Here is a 14,074-nt window from a genome sequence, read left to right as displayed (position 1 = left end):
TCTAGTTCTGTTTCCCGGTATTGGCGATTGCCTTCGACAAGGCGTCGCTTACCAGATCCTCGACGCGGATACGCGCTTCCAGCGATTGCTTGAAGGCGGCCGAGGCCGATTTGGCTTCATCGGGTAGGCTGTTCCATTCCGTCACGGCGCCCGGCAGATCGCCGTTCCTCACCTTGTCTTCGAAGCGGGCAGCAATGGCATCGACGCTGTCGCCGGGAACATTGCCGACAGGGCGGACCTGGACCAGCGATTCGGCGCTCGATAGCAGGCGGCTGCTCCAGCTCTGGTTCGGATCGTCCTTATGTGCGGTTGCGGCGATTGCCGTCGCGACATCGGAAACCTGGCGGATCAGGTCGGCGCGGGAGGGAACGCCGGTCTGGGCGAAGTTCTTGAGCGCGGCAACGGCCGGATCGTCCGGCGCGACATTGGCGAAGGTTTCGAGTTCAGGCTGGAAAGGGCCGCCACGATCGATCGCGGCCTTCAATGCCGCAGCCGCGATGGCGCGGGCAACCGCGCTTTCCTGGCTCGGTCCGCTCAGTTTCTTTTCGGCGTCGTCGAGACGCTTGCTCACTTCGGCGTCGGCGGTGGCCTGGCTCTGCGTCGTCTTGCTGAGATCGGCCTTCAACTGCTCGACTTCGGTGGTCAGCGACGCGATCTTCTGATCGGAAGCGGCGCTTGTTGTCCCACCCGAGCCACTTGCCGAAGCGCCGTTGGCCACGCTCGCCTCAAGCGCTGAGATGCGGGCGGCAAGGGTTTCGTCCGGCTTGGCCGCCGGTGCGGCGGCGAGATTGGCGACGCTCTGCTTGAGGCCGTCGATCTCCGCATTCAATGCGGCAACCTCGGCAGAACTGTCCTTGGCGGCTCGGCCGCCGGGCAAGAAACCCGCATATTGCAGGGCGCCGGCGCAGATGAGCGCGATCAAACCGCCAGTGATGCCGGCTGCGATAAGACCGGAGGTTGAACCTTGGTGCGACTGCGGGCGCTCGGCATGAGAAGGCGTGGCGTCGGCCGCCTGACGCGCCGGTGCAGCTTCCGGCTCGTCGGCGGCAGCCGAGGTGGACGGTCCCTGAACCTCGTCGCGAAGCGGCTCCTTGTCCGCTTCGAGCGGCATTTCCACTTCGGCAACCGGGGAGCTGCCTGGCTCGCCATGGCCGCGTTCGGTCAAATCTTCGGGAGCTGCGTCCTGCGCAGTTTTTTCGGCTTCCAGATCGATCGTGACCGGTTCGTCGTTGGGCTTCGAATGGTTAGGCGTTTTTCGCGATACCATGAGGTCCTCTTTATCATGCGCTGCAACGAAGTTAGACAGACAAGGCGATTATGGAAAGGCCTTACATCAAAATTGCGGCCTTACTCATGGATCAGACGCGCCATGAGCTTGTCTTCATTCGGCATGTCGGCGATTGCCACATGGGATCGCAGCGGCTCCGGCACGGCTGCGGCGACGGCTTCACTCAGACAAAGAAATCGCGTTTCGGCAAAGATGCCCGGGTTGTGCCGGACGAAAGGCAGGCTGAAAAAGCGCCTGACCGTTTCGTGAGAATAAAACAGCACGGCATCTGCGCTCACATCGGCGAAAAGCCGGCGAAGAACATCATCGTCGGGGACGATATCCCGCATCCGGTAGCATTCGACCGTCAGGAAGGGCAGGCGGCGCTCCGCCAATCCGGCTTCGAAGCCGGCCGCGCGGGGAGACCCGGCAAGATAGAGGAGCGGGGCGGTATCCAAGCCGGGGGATCGGCTGGAAATCAGGGCAGCCAGTTCGGTGCCGCCGCCTTCCGAGACGGCAATATTGCTGAATCCGAGGTCTTCGGCCTCTTTCGCCGTTGCCTTGCCGACCGCAAAGAGTGGCCGGGCGAAATGCGGCTCAAGATCGGAAGCCAGGGGCGCAAGTGCCCGGATCGCCTCTGCGCTGGTGATGGCGATGGCGCCCTGTGTCGCCAACAGCGCCCGTCCTGCTTCCTCGACGTGATGGACGGGTTCGGCGAGCGGCAGCAGCAGGGGTTCGTGTCCCATCTGTGCCAGCCGCCGCATGGTGCGTTCACCCGAATGCTGTGGGCGGGTGACGACGACGCGCATCTTTCGTCAGGTCCAGTCTTCGAAGAAGGTGCTGCCGGCCTCGGCGCGGATTGCCTGGCCGGCATTGACGCCCAGCGCCTCGGCATCGCGGCGATGACCTTCGATGGTAGTCGTATGCACCTGCGTGCCATCCGGCGTGAGAATCATGCCGAAGAAGCGCAGATGATCGCCTTCGCAAATTGCGTAGCCGGCTATCGGTGTACGACAGGAGCCGTCGAGTGCGGCCAGGAATGCGCGTTCGCAGGACACGGCGTCGAAGGTCGGCGGGTCATTGATGGCGGCAAGCAGGTCGTTCATTCTGCTGTCGTCGATACGGCTTTCGATGGCGATTGCGCCTTGCGCCGGAGCGGGCGGGAACTCGTCGGGATCGAGAATATCGGTGATGACTTCGACATTGCCGAGACGCTTCAGGCCGGCGACGGCAAGAAGCGTCGCATCCGCCTGACCCTCTTCCAACTTGCGCAGTCGGGTCTGGACCGAGCCGCGGAAGGTGATGACATTGATATCGGGGCGCAGGCGGCGGATCAGCGCCTGGCGACGCAGCGATGCCGAGCCGACAGTGGCGCCATGCGGAAGCTCGATCAATTTCGGCGCCGTGCGGCCGATGACGGAATCGCGGATATCCTCGCGGGGCAGATAGGCGTTCAACGCCAGGCCTTGCGGCAACTTCGTTGCCATGTCCTTGGCGGAATGCACGGCGAAGTCGAGCTCGCCCGAAGTCAGCTTCTCTTCCAGCTCTTCCGTGAACAGGCCCTTGCCGCCGATTGCCGCGAGCGACCGGTCGGTTATGCGGTCGCCCTTGGTGGTGAGAACGACGATTTCGAACATCTCCTCCGGAAGGCCATGTGCCGCCATCAGACGGTCGCGTGCCTCATGTGCCTGGGCGAGCGCCAGCGGGCTGCCGCGCGTGCCGATCCGGAAAGGTTTTGTTTGCATCCGCTTTGATCCGTTGTTACCGACAGTTCCCGTAACCATATTTCCGCTTTACCGCAATCGACCTGTAGGCAACGAACTTTCTCCATGGCATCCGTTCTTCGTATTCTGGGCATCGAAACAAGCTGCGACGAAACCGCTGCAGCCATTGTCGAGCGCCGGGATGACGGTACGCCCACGGTCTGTTCCGACGTCGTCCTCAGTCAGTTGGACGAGCATAGCGCCTATGGCGGCGTCGTGCCGGAAATTGCCGCGCGGGCACACGTCGAGGCGCTCGATACGCTGATCGACGAGGCATTGAAACGTGCCAATGTGTCGCTCTCAGACGTCGATGCCATTGCCGCCACATCCGGTCCAGGCCTCATCGGCGGGCTGCTCGTGGGGCTGATGACCGGCAAGGCGATCTCGCGCGCCACCGGCAAGCCATTATACGCCATCAACCATCTGGAAGGCCATGCGCTTACGGCGCGGCTGACCGACGGACTTGCCTTTCCCTACCTGATGCTGCTCGTTTCCGGCGGCCACACGCAGCTGATCCTGGTGCGCGGGGTCGGCGAATACGAGCGCTGGGGCACGACCATCGATGATGCACTCGGCGAAGCCTTCGACAAGACGGCCAAGCTTTTAGGGTTGCCCTATCCCGGCGGCCCTGCCGTGGAAGCCGCCGCGAAAAACGGCAATCCGGACCGTTTTGATCTTCCTCGGCCGTTGGTCGGCGAAACGCGCCTCGATTTTTCCTTCTCCGGCCTGAAGACGGCGGTGCGGCAGGCGGCGACGGCGATCGCGCCCGTTACAGAGCAGGATATTGCCGATATCTGCGCCTCCTTCCAGAAGGCGGTCTCGCGCACCCTGAAGGACCGCATCGGTCGCGGCTTACAGCGCTTCAAGGCGGAATTCCCGAAGACGGCGGAAATGCCGGCACTCGTCGTGGCCGGCGGCGTTGCGGCCAATCTCGAGCTGCGCCGAACGCTGCAGGAGCTTTGCGATGCCAACGGCTTCCGCTTCATCGCGCCGCCATTGAGACTATGCACGGATAACGCCGTGATGATCGCCTGGGCCGGACTGGAGCGCATGGCGACGGGTGCGGCACCTGACGATCTCGATGTGCAGCCGCGTTCGCGCTGGCCGCTGGATCAGAAGGCCGAAACTCTCCTGGGTCACGGCAAACGAGGAGCGAAGGCATGAGCGGCAACGAACGGATCGCAGTCATTGGCGCCGGTGCTTTCGGCACCGCGCTCGCCGCCGTCATTGCGCTCACCGGCCGCAGTGATGTGATCCTCGTCGGCCGCAAGGCGGGGTTGATGACCGATCTTGCCGCCGATCGCATGCATGATTCGGTATTGCCCGGGATCGCACTGCCGGATTCGCTGCAGTTCTCGGCTGCACCGGATGCTGTTTCCAATGCCGGCATTGTCCTTTTCGCCATGCCCTCGCAGGCGCAGGCCGACGCCGCCAGGCACTACGGGCCTTATCTTGGCAAGGATGCGATCGTCGTCACCTGCGCCAAGGGCATCGACAAGGTCTCCGGCGATCTCCTGACCAATATGCTGGAGCGGGAGTTGCCGCAGCACGCCATCGCCGTGCTCTCCGGACCGGGTTTTGCCGCCGACATCGCCAAGGGGCTGCCGACGGCCATGGCGATCGCCGCTGCCGATATGGCTGTCGCCGAACGACTTGCGCAGGCGATTTCCGGCCCGACCTTCCGTCTTTACGCATCGGATGACCGCATCGGCGTGCAGCTCGGCGGTGCGCTGAAGAATGTCCTCGCCATTGCCTGCGGCATCGTCGAGGGCCGGGGCATCGGCGATTCCGCCCGGGCGGCGTTGATCAGTCGCGGCCTCGCAGAGATGTCGCGCTTCGTTGCGGCCAAGGGCGGCAAGGCGGAGACCGTGCGCGGGCTCTCCGGTCTCGGCGATCTCGTGCTGACGGCCACCAGCCATCAATCCCGCAACTTGCGCTTCGGCATCGCCCTCGGTCAGGGTGAGACCGTCGATCCGGCGCACGGCACGCTGGTCGAAGGCGCCTATGCCGCCTCCATCGCCGCGCGGCTGGCCCACGAGCTCGGCGTCGACATGCCGATAACCGACGCGGTTTCCGCCATTATCGACGGCAAGCTCGACATTCCCACAGCCATCGGTCAATTGATGACACGGCCGATCACGACGGAATAATTTCTGGATATCCAAAGGAGCCCTATCATGCTGTTCGCCTTTGTCTGCAAGGACAAGCCCGGTTACCTCAATGTCCGCATGGAGACGCGCCCGGCGCATGTGGAGCATCTGAACAAACTCAATGCGGAGGGAACGCTGAAGATGGCCGGCCCCTTCCTGGATGCCGAGGGCAAGCCGAACGGCAGTCTCGTGATTGTCGAGGCCGAAAATGTCGAGGCGGCGGTCGCGATTGCCGATGCCGATCCCTATACGAAGGCCGGTCTGTTCGAGAGCGTCGAGATCAAGCCGTTCAACTGGGTCTTCAACAAGCCGGAGGCATGAGAAATGGCGCACTGGCTTTATAAATCCGAGCCGGCCTCATGGTCGTGGCAGCAGCAGAAGGATGCCGGCGACAAGGGGACCGAATGGACCGGCGTGCGCAACTATCTCGCCCGCAACAACATGCGGGCCATGCAGATCGGCGACAAGGGTTTCTTCTATCACTCCAATGACGGGCTCGAAGTCGTCGGCATCGTCGAGGTCTGCGCGCTGGCGCATCCCGATTCGACGGCCAAGGACGATCTTCGCTGGGAGTGCGTCGATATCCGCGCCGTTCGCGACATGCCGAATCCCGTGACCCTCAAGGACGTCAAGGCCAATCCGAAGCTCTCGCAGATGGCGCTTGTCACCTCCATGCGGCTTTCCGTGCAGCCGGTGACGGATGACGAATGGCTCGAAGTCTGCCGTATGGGCGGTCTGGACAACCCTCCGGCCTGATTCGGTGGGTGGAGTTCATTGAAAACCGATCCGGAAAGCTTCATCCGCGCCAATACCAGCCTGATGGCGGCGCCGCATGTGCCGGAAATCCGGCTGCATCTGGCAAGCGAGGCGCATGAGCTTTGGCTGAAGACGGAAGAGGAGCTGGAGGAGATCGGTCTGCCGCCGCCCTTCTGGGCCTTCGCCTGGGCGGGCGGCCAGGGGCTGGCGCGCTATATTCTCGATCATCCCGAGACCGTTGCCGGCAAGACCGTGCTGGATTTTGCCAGCGGCTCCGGGCTTGTCGCCATTGCGGCCAGACTGGCGGGTGCAAGCCATGTGCTGGCCATCGATATCGATCCGTGGGCGGGTAGCGCCATCCGGTTAAATGCCGTTGAAAACAGCGTTGATCTGGACTTTGCCGGAGACGATATCATCGGCCGGGTCGTCGATGCGGATGTCGTCCTTGCCGGCGATGTCTTCTACGATCGCGATTTTGCAGAGAAGCTCGTTCCCTGGTTCAGACGTTTGGCGGGGGAGGGGAAGACCGTTCTGGTCGGCGATCCCGGCAGGGCCTACCTTCCGAAGGATCGCCTGGAAGCGCAGGCGACCTATCAGGTGCCGGTGACGCGGGCGCTGGAGGATAGCGAGGTCAAGAAAACGACGGTTTGGCGTTTTCTCGCCGATTGATAACCCGTCAGTGACGGATGATGCAGACGCCGGCTTCATAAGAGCAGGGATTGCCGGCATAGCGAACGTCGATCACCTTGGCTTTCGGTCTTGGTTGCGCTGCAACAGACCGAGCGTAGGGATTGTAGCCGCCATAGCCGATAACGTAGGTGCCGCCATCGGCTCGATAGACATCGGCCGAACCGGCATAGCTGCCGGCGCTTGCAGCGTCGCGGCGCTCCATCATCAGGATTCTCGTCGGTTGCTGCCGGCCGCCAGCCTGCGGTTGATATATCTGGTGCAGCCGCACGATGCCGGAACGGTCGTGGTGATGCCAGTGGCGATAGTCGCCTGCCGAGGCCGGCGTGAAGGAAAGGGTGGCTGCTGCCGCTAAAACGAGCGCTGCTGCCTTTAAAAGGTGCGGTGTCATGATTCGTCTCCGCTTCGATCCGTTAATGAAATCTTAACGGCAGATTGCCTCAAGAGCGGCGCCAAGTCCACGTCAGGGTTGCCGAAATGGTAAACAGCCCGGAATGGGAAGCTTGTCGTTGCATGCTCGCTAAAGTGCAGAGCGACCCGAATCGATTAAATTCGATGCAGGCATCAATTGTGCTTGTCGATGGGCGTCTGTGTGATTAATGGTCGCAATGATGCAACGCACACTGCACGTCTCTGCGCGCGCGTTGCCCCGGATATCCGGGTTCTAAGCGTATCGTAACGCCGCGAGGTTCTGATGGCGAACGTCACACAAAACCGGCCTCTGTCGCCGCATCTGCAAATTTACAAACCCATTCCCACCATGGTCATGTCGATCGTCCACCGCATCACCGGCGGCGCGCTCTACTTCGGCACGGTGCTGGTTGCCTGGTGGCTGATCGCCGCGGCGACGGGGCAGGCCTATTTCGAACTGGTCAACTGGATCATGGGCACGATCATCGGCCGCATCATCCTGCTCGGCTACACCTGGGCGCTGCTGCACCACATGATCGGCGGCCTGCGCCACTTCGTCTGGGACCTCGGTCACGGGTTCGATCCCGCCGTTTCGACGAAGATGGCCAAGTACACGCTCATCGCGTCGATCTGTCTGACCGCGCTGGTCTGGATTATCGGCATCGTCATCCGGCTGGGTTGATTGGCATGATCGTTCCCGGAAGCGCTAGCGGCCTCTCGGGATCATGCTTTAAAGGATAGTTCTCATGGATATGCGCACTCCTCTGGGCAAAGTCCGCGGTCTCGGTTCCGCCAAGGAAGGCACCGATCATTTCTGGCGTCAGCGCCTGACCGCCGTTGCCAACGTTCCCCTCTTTCTCTTCTTCGTCATCTTCCTGATCATCTATGCCGGCGCGCCCTATGCGGAAGTCGTGCATGCGATCTCGAACCCGATCGTGGCCGTCATCTTCGGCCTGATGGTGATCTCCGGCGTCATTCACATGAAGCTCGGCATGCAGGTCATCATCGAGGACTATGTCCACGGCGAATTCGGCAAGATCGTCCTTCTCATGCTCAACACGTTCTTTGCGATCATCATGGCCGGGCTCTGTCTTTTCGCCATTCTGAAGATCGCGTTCGTAGGATAATTGCATCATGGCACCGAACTCATCCGCTCAGAATGGGGCTGCCCAGAACGGGAAAGCCTACAAGTATATCGATCACTCCTATGACGTGATCGTCGTCGGCGCCGGCGGCGCCGGCCTGCGCGCCACGCTCGGCATGGCCGAGCAGGGTTTCCGCACCGCCTGCATCACCAAGGTCTTCCCGACGCGCTCGCACACCGTCGCGGCGCAGGGCGGCATCGCCGCCTCGCTGCAGAACATGACGCCGGACAGCTGGCAGTGGCACCTCTACGACACCGTCAAGGGTTCCGACTGGCTCGGCGACGTCGACGCCATGCAGTACATGGTCATGGAAGCGCCGAAGGCTGTCTACGAACTCGAGCACTATGGTGTGCCCTTCTCGCGTAACGAAGAAGGCAAGATCTACCAGCGCCCGTTCGGCGGCCACATGCAGAATTTCGGCGAGGGACCGCCGGTGCAGCGCACCTGCGCCGCCGCCGACCGTACCGGCCACGCCATCCTGCACACGCTCTATGGCCAGTCGCTGCGCAACAACGCGGAATTCTTCATCGAGTATTTCGCGCTCGACCTCATCATGTCGGATGACGGCAGCCGCTGCACCGGCGTCGTTGCCTGGTGCCTCGATGACGGCACGATCCATCGCTTCGCCGCCAAGATGGTGGTGCTGGCGACCGGCGGCTACGGCCGCGCCTATTTCTCTGCCACTTCGGCCCATACCTGCACCGGCGACGGCGGCGGCATGGTGGCCCGCGCCGGCCTGCCGCTGCAGGACATGGAATTCGTTCAGTTCCACCCGACCGGCATCTACGGTTCGGGATGTCTCATCACCGAAGGCGCGCGCGGCGAAGGCGGGTATCTCGTCAATTCCGAGGGCGAGCGCTTCATGGAGCGTTACGCTCCTTCGGCAAAGGACCTTGCCTCGCGCGACGTCGTTTCGCGCTGCATGACGCTTGAGATCCGCGAGGGACGCGGCGTCGGCAAGAACAAGGATCACATCTTCCTGCATCTCGACCATCTCGATCCGGCCGTGCTGCATGAGCGTCTGCCGGGTATTTCCGAGAGCGCCCGCATCTTCGCCGGCGTCGACGTGACGCGCGACCCGATCCCGGTGCTGCCGACCGTTCACTACAACATGGGCGGCATTCCCACCAACTACTGGGGCGAAGTGCTCAACGCCGACAGCAACAATCCCGAGCGCGTGCTGCCGGGTCTGATGGCCGTCGGCGAAGCCGGTTGCGCTTCGGTGCACGGCGCCAACCGCCTCGGCTCGAACTCGCTGATCGACCTCGTGGTCTTCGGCCGCGCCGCTGCCATCCGCGCCGGCCAGGTCATCGACCGTGACAGCCCGGTTCCGCCCGTGAATGTCGCTGCCTGCGACAAGATCATGGATCGCTTCGATCGCCTGCGTCATGCCAGCGGCTCGACGCCGACGGCGGTGCTGCGCGAGAAGATGCAGCGCGCCATGCAGGAAGACGCCGCCGTGTTCCGCACCCAGGAATCGCTGGAATCCGGTGTCCGCCGCCTTTCGGAGATCTGGAAGGAAATGGCCGATATCAAGGTCACCGACCGCTCGCTGATCTGGAATTCCGACCTCGTCGAGACGCTGGAGCTGCACAATCTGATGGCCAATGCCATCACGACGATCTACGGCGCCGAGGCCCGCAAGGAAAGCCGTGGCTCGCATGCCCGCGAAGACTATACCGAGGGCAAGTTCGCCGGCCGCGACGACGAAAACTGGCGCAAGCACACGCTTGCCTGGGTCAACGAGGCAGGCGACGTGAAGCTCGACTATCGTCCGGTTCACACCGACCTGATCGCCGAAGGCATCGATCCGCACAAGATCGAGCCGAAGGCGCGCGTGTACTGATCTGAGAGGAACTGACCATGGTTGAACTCGCTCTCCCCAAGAACTCTCAGATGCGCGAAGGCAAGGTCTGGCCGAAGCCGGTCGGCGCCAAGAACACGCGCGAATTCCGCGTCTATCGCTGGAGCCCGGATGACGGCCAGAACCCGAGCATCGATACCTACTATATCGATATCGACGATTGCGGCCCGATGGTGCTCGACGGCCTGCTCTACATCAAGAACAAGATCGACCCGACGCTGACGCTGCGCCGCTCCTGTCGCGAAGGCATTTGCGGTTCCTGCGCGATGAACATCGACGGCACCAACACGCTCGCCTGCACCAAGGGTCTGGACGAGATCAAGGGCACGGTGAAGATCTACCCGCTGCCGCACATGCCTGTCGTCAAGGACCTCGTGCCTGATCTGACGAACTTCTACGCCCAGCACCGCTCGATCGAACCCTGGCTGAAGACGGTATCGCCGCCGCCCGCCAAGGAATGGAAGCAGAGCCATGAAGACCGTCTAAAGCTCGACGGCCTCTACGAGTGCATTCTCTGCGCCTGCTGCTCGACGTCCTGTCCGAGCTACTGGTGGAACGGCGACCGTTACCTTGGTCCGGCCGTGCTGCTGCAGGCCTATCGCTGGCTGATCGACTCCAGAGACGAAGCCAAGGGCGAGCGCCTCGATAATCTCGAGGACCCTTTCCGCCTCTATCGTTGCCACACGATCATGAACTGCGCCCAGACCTGCCCGAAGGGTCTGAATCCGGCCAAGGCGATCGCTGAAATCAAGAAGATGATGGTTGAGCGGCGGGTTTGACCCGCCGTTCCAATTCCTTCGACGCGTCCTCGATGCTCAGGGCGCGTCGAAATCAGCCGCTTACATCTATTTTACATCTGGTTCGGTGGACTGAGCCTTGAAACCACCTGATTCTTGTCCAGCTATGGCCTTCGGCGATTTGTGACGGTATCGACTTGATTAACCAAAGTGAAATACGATAATTCCGACATCATTAAACATAACTTTGCAGATGTCAGCGGTGGACAATCAATCAGGAGTGTGATGATGCAGTTTAGATATGCAGTGACGGCTGCGGCGATTGGTCTGTCGCTTGCCGGTTGCCAGCGCACGGCATACAACAACGACAGTTATTCGTCTCCACCACCCCTGCAGGCCCAGCCTGTTCCTTCCGTACAATCCAGCCAGCTTCCGCCCCCCGGCGCGGGTAACGGTTCGCAGTTCCCGGCAGCACCCGCGGGCGCGCCGAATGCGGCCAATCCGGCGCAGCAGCAGGCAATGGCGGCTTCCGCCATGGATGTCACGAAGGAATCGATGGTCGGCAGCTGGAAGGTCAGCAACGGCGGATCGAGCTGCGACATGTTCCTGACGCTGACGAACCTCGGCAGCGGCTCGCGCGGCGGCACACGCGGTTGCGCCGGCGAATTGACCTCGATGGGGGCTTGGGAAGTTTCCGGCAAGCAGGTCCTCCTCAAGAATCGTGACGGCGCGACGATCGGTACGCTCTACAAGACGGCCGATTCACGCTTTGACGGCTCGACCGCTTCCGGCCAGCCGCTCAGCCTCAGCCGCTAAGCTCAAAGCCCTCAGCCGTTTCGTCGAGACGGTTGAAGGCTTTGAAATGTCGTTCCACGCAATTTCGGACGGAAAACCGTTGCGCACTTTTCCGGGAATTGCTCTAGTTGACGGGGTGGCGTCCTTTGGATGTGCCTCATTTGCACAGGCGGATATTTCCCCATGCAGCCCATGCCAGATTATTCGATCAGCGTCTGCGAACAGCTGAAGGCGCTGACGGCGTCCGGGTCCCTCCAGGTGGATTCGGCGCAGATGGATGTGGCGAAAATGCTGGACCGCGTGCTTGCCGATCTCAAGCGAAGGAAGCCGGCCGCGAAATCCAGCGCGCTCGGCTGGATGTTCGCCGCGCGTAAGAAGCCCGCCGAGACGACAAAGGGCCTCTATATTCACGGCAGCGTTGGTCGCGGCAAGACCATGTTGATGGACATGTTCTTCTCCATGGCGCCTTGCCAGAAGAAGCGCCGGGCGCATTTCTTCGAGTTCATGACCGATGTGCACAATCGCATTGCGGCGCAGCGGCTGAAATTCAAGAACGGTGAAACCAAGCAGGCCGACCCGATACCGCCTGTCGCCGCCGATCTCTATGCCGAGGCCGAGTTGCTGTGCTTCGACGAATTCACCGTCACCGATATCGCCGATGCGATGATCCTGTCGCGGCTGTTTTCCGAGTTGTTCTCGCTCGGTTGCGTGCTGATCGCCACGTCGAATGTCGAGCCGGACAATCTCTATCGCGACGGGCTCAATCGCGGCCTCTTCCTGCCTTTCATCGATCTCCTGAAGAAGCATGTCGATGTGGTGACGCTGGATTCGCCGACCGACTACCGCATGGAGAAGCTGAACAGCCAGCCCGTCTATCTCTCGCCGCTCGACCAGCGTGCCGAGATGGCGATGGACGCCTCCTGGATGCAGGCGCTGCACGGGCGCAAGGCGCAGCCGATGGAGATCCCGATGAAGGGACGCTCCATCCATGTGCCGCTGGCCGTCGATCGCATGGCGCGTTTTTCCTTCGCCGATCTTTGCGAGGCTCCGCTCGGGCCCGCCGATTTCCTCGCGATTGCCGAACGCTTCGATACGATCTTCCTCGATCGTGTGCCGAAGCTCGGTCCGGACAAGCGCAACCCCACGAAGCGTTTCATCATTCTCATCGACACGCTCTACGATCATAACATCCGTCTTTACGTGTCCGCCGCCGCCATGCCGGAGGATCTTCTGGAGGAGCGGCGCGGGACGGAGGGCTTCGAATTCGACCGCACGGCATCGCGGCTCTTCGAGATGCGCAGCGCCGAATATCTCGCCCAGACTCCGGCCAGGCGCGCTGCCGAGTAACAATTCGGTGACAGACTATCTTACGTTTACGTAAGAGTTTTTCGATCTAACCGATTGAAATTCCTGATCCAAAAATAATCAATTGCCAATTTCGGCCTTTGGGTCTATGCGATTGGCGGCTATTGTGGATACCCTTCACGGTGTCCCGCCACGGATTTTGATCGCAAAGGATACACCGAAATGGCGCGTAACAAGATCGCACTTATTGGTTCTGGCATGATTGGTGGCACGCTGGCGCATCTCGCCGGCCTGAAGGAACTGGGCGACATCGTCCTGTTCGACATCGCGGACGGCATTCCTCAGGGCAAGGGTCTCGACATCGCCCAGTCCTCTCCCGTCGAAGGCTTCGACGCCAACCTCACCGGCGCCAGCGACTATTCCGCGATCGAAGGCGCTGACGTCTGCATCGTCACCGCCGGCGTTCCCCGCAAGCCGGGCATGAGCCGCGACGATCTTCTCGGTATCAACCTCAAGGTCATGGAGCAGGTCGGCGCCGGCATCAAGAAGTATGCCCCGAACGCTTTCGTGATCTGCATCACCAACCCGCTCGACGCGATGGTCTGGGCGCTGCAGAAGTTCTCCGGCCTTCCGACCAACAAGGTCGTCGGCATGGCCGGCGTGCTCGACAGCTCGCGCTTCCGCCTCTTCCTCGCCAAGGAATTCAACGTATCGGTCGAAGACGTTACGGCTTTCGTTCTCGGCGGCCACGGCGACTCGATGGTTCCGCTCGCTCGCTACTCGACGGTTGCCGGCATTCCGCTGACCGACCTCGTCACCATGGGCTGGCTCACCGCCGAGCGTCTCGAAGAAATCATCCAGCGCACCCGTGATGGCGGCGCCGAAATCGTCGGCCTGCTCAAGACCGGTTCGGCCTATTACGCTCCGGCCGCTTCCGCCATCGCGATGGCTGAATCCTACCTCAAGGACAAGAAGCGCGTTCTGCCTTGCGCCGCGCACCTCGATGGTCAGTATGGCGTCAAGGATATGTATGTCGGCGTTCCCACCGTCATCGGTGCCGGCGGCATCGAGCGCGTCATCGAAATCGACCTGAACAAGGCCGAAAAGGAAGCTTTCGACAAGTCGGTCGCAGCCGTTGCCGGTCTTTGCGAAGCTTGCGCCACCATCGCGCCGTCGCTGAAATAATCTAGCCGT

The 14,074-nt window shown here is 61.8% G+C and carries 16 protein-coding genes; 12 read left to right on the top strand and 4 right to left on the bottom strand.

Annotated elements, in window-relative coordinates:
- Position 1: 1 nt before the first annotated feature.
- From BJ928_RS22390 to hemC, 3 genes are all read right to left on the bottom strand, one after another.
- Entirely contained in the window at positions 2-1,267 is a 1,266-nt protein-coding gene (locus BJ928_RS22390; protein ID WP_047630635.1) for a mitofilin family membrane protein, read from the bottom strand.
- An 80-nt stretch (positions 1,268-1,347) separates the two neighbouring features.
- The gene (locus BJ928_RS22385; RefSeq protein WP_047630636.1) at positions 1,348-2,076 is read right to left on the bottom strand and encodes a uroporphyrinogen-III synthase; all 729 of its coding nucleotides are present in this window, start codon (positions 2,074-2,076) and stop codon (positions 1,348-1,350) included.
- Between the two features lie 6 nt (positions 2,077-2,082).
- Positions 2,083-3,012 carry a hydroxymethylbilane synthase gene (hemC, locus tag BJ928_RS22380; RefSeq protein ID WP_047630637.1) on the bottom strand — a complete coding sequence of 310 codons (930 nt, stop codon included), beginning with the start codon at positions 3,010-3,012 and terminating at the stop codon, positions 2,083-2,085.
- 84 nt (positions 3,013-3,096) lie between these two features.
- Between hemC and tsaD the strand changes: the two genes are divergently transcribed.
- Genes tsaD through BJ928_RS22355 form a run of 5 tightly spaced genes read left to right on the top strand, consistent with a single transcriptional unit; the run spans position 3,097 to position 6,605 of the window.
- Positions 3,097-4,194, top strand: coding sequence for a tRNA (adenosine(37)-N6)-threonylcarbamoyltransferase complex transferase subunit TsaD (tsaD, locus tag BJ928_RS22375; RefSeq protein ID WP_047630638.1), 1,098 nt, complete (start codon positions 3,097-3,099; stop codon positions 4,192-4,194).
- Positions 4,191-5,180 carry an NAD(P)H-dependent glycerol-3-phosphate dehydrogenase gene (locus BJ928_RS22370; protein WP_047630639.1) on the top strand — a complete coding sequence of 330 codons (990 nt, stop codon included), beginning with the start codon at positions 4,191-4,193 and terminating at the stop codon, positions 5,178-5,180. Before tsaD ends, BJ928_RS22370 begins: the two co-directional genes overlap by 4 nt.
- Before the next feature lie 27 nt (positions 5,181-5,207).
- A complete protein-coding gene (locus BJ928_RS22365) occupies positions 5,208-5,501 on the top strand; it encodes a YciI-like protein (RefSeq protein WP_047630640.1) in 294 nt (97 codons plus the stop codon).
- A gap of 3 nt (positions 5,502-5,504) precedes the next feature.
- Positions 5,505-5,936 carry an EVE domain-containing protein gene (locus BJ928_RS22360; protein ID WP_047630641.1) on the top strand — a complete coding sequence of 144 codons (432 nt, stop codon included), beginning with the start codon at positions 5,505-5,507 and terminating at the stop codon, positions 5,934-5,936.
- Between the two features lie 18 nt (positions 5,937-5,954).
- Positions 5,955-6,605: a methyltransferase gene (locus BJ928_RS22355; RefSeq protein ID WP_047630642.1), complete on the top strand. Its 651-nt coding sequence runs from the start codon at positions 5,955-5,957 to the stop codon at positions 6,603-6,605.
- Between the two features lie 7 nt (positions 6,606-6,612).
- Here BJ928_RS22355 and BJ928_RS22350 read toward each other — a convergent pair whose 3' ends face one another.
- A complete protein-coding gene (locus BJ928_RS22350) occupies positions 6,613-7,014 on the bottom strand; it encodes a hypothetical protein (protein ID WP_047630643.1) in 402 nt (133 codons plus the stop codon).
- Between the two features lie 303 nt (positions 7,015-7,317).
- On the opposite strand from BJ928_RS22350, the gene sdhC reads away from it, so the two are divergent.
- The 7 genes from sdhC to mdh all read left to right on the top strand — a co-directional run bounded on the left by sdhC (position 7,318) and on the right by mdh (position 14,065).
- Positions 7,318-7,716 carry a succinate dehydrogenase, cytochrome b556 subunit gene (sdhC, locus tag BJ928_RS22345; RefSeq protein ID WP_047630644.1) on the top strand — a complete coding sequence of 133 codons (399 nt, stop codon included), beginning with the start codon at positions 7,318-7,320 and terminating at the stop codon, positions 7,714-7,716.
- A gap of 64 nt (positions 7,717-7,780) precedes the next feature.
- A complete protein-coding gene (sdhD, locus tag BJ928_RS22340) occupies positions 7,781-8,161 on the top strand; it encodes a succinate dehydrogenase, hydrophobic membrane anchor protein (RefSeq protein WP_047630645.1) in 381 nt (126 codons plus the stop codon).
- A gap of 7 nt (positions 8,162-8,168) precedes the next feature.
- Complete coding sequence (sdhA, locus tag BJ928_RS22335) at positions 8,169-10,025, top strand: succinate dehydrogenase flavoprotein subunit (protein WP_047630646.1); 1,857 nt, start codon at positions 8,169-8,171, stop codon at positions 10,023-10,025.
- 17 nt (positions 10,026-10,042) lie between these two features.
- Positions 10,043-10,822, top strand: a complete 780-nt coding sequence (locus tag BJ928_RS22330) for a succinate dehydrogenase iron-sulfur subunit (protein ID WP_047630647.1) — start codon at positions 10,043-10,045, stop codon at positions 10,820-10,822.
- A 246-nt stretch (positions 10,823-11,068) separates the two neighbouring features.
- Positions 11,069-11,596 carry a protease inhibitor Inh/omp19 family protein gene (locus BJ928_RS22325; protein WP_047631006.1) on the top strand — a complete coding sequence of 176 codons (528 nt, stop codon included), beginning with the start codon at positions 11,069-11,071 and terminating at the stop codon, positions 11,594-11,596.
- Positions 11,597-11,758: 162 nt separating this feature from the next.
- Positions 11,759-12,922: a cell division protein ZapE gene (gene zapE, locus BJ928_RS22320; protein WP_047630648.1), complete on the top strand. Its 1,164-nt coding sequence runs from the start codon at positions 11,759-11,761 to the stop codon at positions 12,920-12,922.
- A gap of 180 nt (positions 12,923-13,102) precedes the next feature.
- Entirely contained in the window at positions 13,103-14,065 is a 963-nt protein-coding gene (mdh, locus tag BJ928_RS22315) for a malate dehydrogenase (RefSeq protein ID WP_015341411.1), read from the top strand.
- Positions 14,066-14,074: the final 9 nt, after the last annotated feature.

This window comes from Rhizobium sp. WW_1, assembly GCF_003610155.1.
GTDB lineage: Bacteria > Pseudomonadota > Alphaproteobacteria > Rhizobiales > Rhizobiaceae > Rhizobium > Rhizobium tropici_A.
The sequence above is the reverse complement of the archived record's forward strand: the minus strand, read 5'-3'. Positions and strand labels throughout refer to the sequence as shown.

What these genes read in the sequence shown, in the direction of transcription:
- BJ928_RS22390 (WP_047630635.1), bottom strand. Translation starts at nt 1,267, where the DNA reads ATGGTATCGCGAAAAACGCCTAACCATTCGAAGCCCAACGACGAACCG.
- BJ928_RS22385 (WP_047630636.1), bottom strand. Translation starts at nt 2,076, where the DNA reads ATGCGCGTCGTCGTCACCCGCCCACAGCATTCGGGTGAACGCACCATG.
- hemC (WP_047630637.1), bottom strand. Translation starts at nt 3,012, where the DNA reads ATGCAAACAAAACCTTTCCGGATCGGCACGCGCGGCAGCCCGCTGGCG.
- tsaD (WP_047630638.1), top strand. Translation starts at nt 3,097, where the DNA reads ATGGCATCCGTTCTTCGTATTCTGGGCATCGAAACAAGCTGCGACGAA.
- BJ928_RS22370 (WP_047630639.1), top strand. Translation starts at nt 4,191, where the DNA reads ATGAGCGGCAACGAACGGATCGCAGTCATTGGCGCCGGTGCTTTCGGC.
- BJ928_RS22365 (WP_047630640.1), top strand. Translation starts at nt 5,208, where the DNA reads ATGCTGTTCGCCTTTGTCTGCAAGGACAAGCCCGGTTACCTCAATGTC.
- BJ928_RS22360 (WP_047630641.1), top strand. Translation starts at nt 5,505, where the DNA reads ATGGCGCACTGGCTTTATAAATCCGAGCCGGCCTCATGGTCGTGGCAG.
- BJ928_RS22350 (WP_047630643.1), bottom strand. Translation starts at nt 7,014, where the DNA reads ATGACACCGCACCTTTTAAAGGCAGCAGCGCTCGTTTTAGCGGCAGCA.
- sdhC (WP_047630644.1), top strand. Translation starts at nt 7,318, where the DNA reads ATGGCGAACGTCACACAAAACCGGCCTCTGTCGCCGCATCTGCAAATT.
- sdhD (WP_047630645.1), top strand. Translation starts at nt 7,781, where the DNA reads ATGGATATGCGCACTCCTCTGGGCAAAGTCCGCGGTCTCGGTTCCGCC.
- sdhA (WP_047630646.1), top strand. Translation starts at nt 8,169, where the DNA reads ATGGCACCGAACTCATCCGCTCAGAATGGGGCTGCCCAGAACGGGAAA.
- BJ928_RS22330 (WP_047630647.1), top strand. Translation starts at nt 10,043, where the DNA reads ATGGTTGAACTCGCTCTCCCCAAGAACTCTCAGATGCGCGAAGGCAAG.
- BJ928_RS22325 (WP_047631006.1), top strand. Translation starts at nt 11,069, where the DNA reads ATGCAGTTTAGATATGCAGTGACGGCTGCGGCGATTGGTCTGTCGCTT.
- zapE (WP_047630648.1), top strand. Translation starts at nt 11,759, where the DNA reads ATGCAGCCCATGCCAGATTATTCGATCAGCGTCTGCGAACAGCTGAAG.
- mdh (WP_015341411.1), top strand. Translation starts at nt 13,103, where the DNA reads ATGGCGCGTAACAAGATCGCACTTATTGGTTCTGGCATGATTGGTGGC.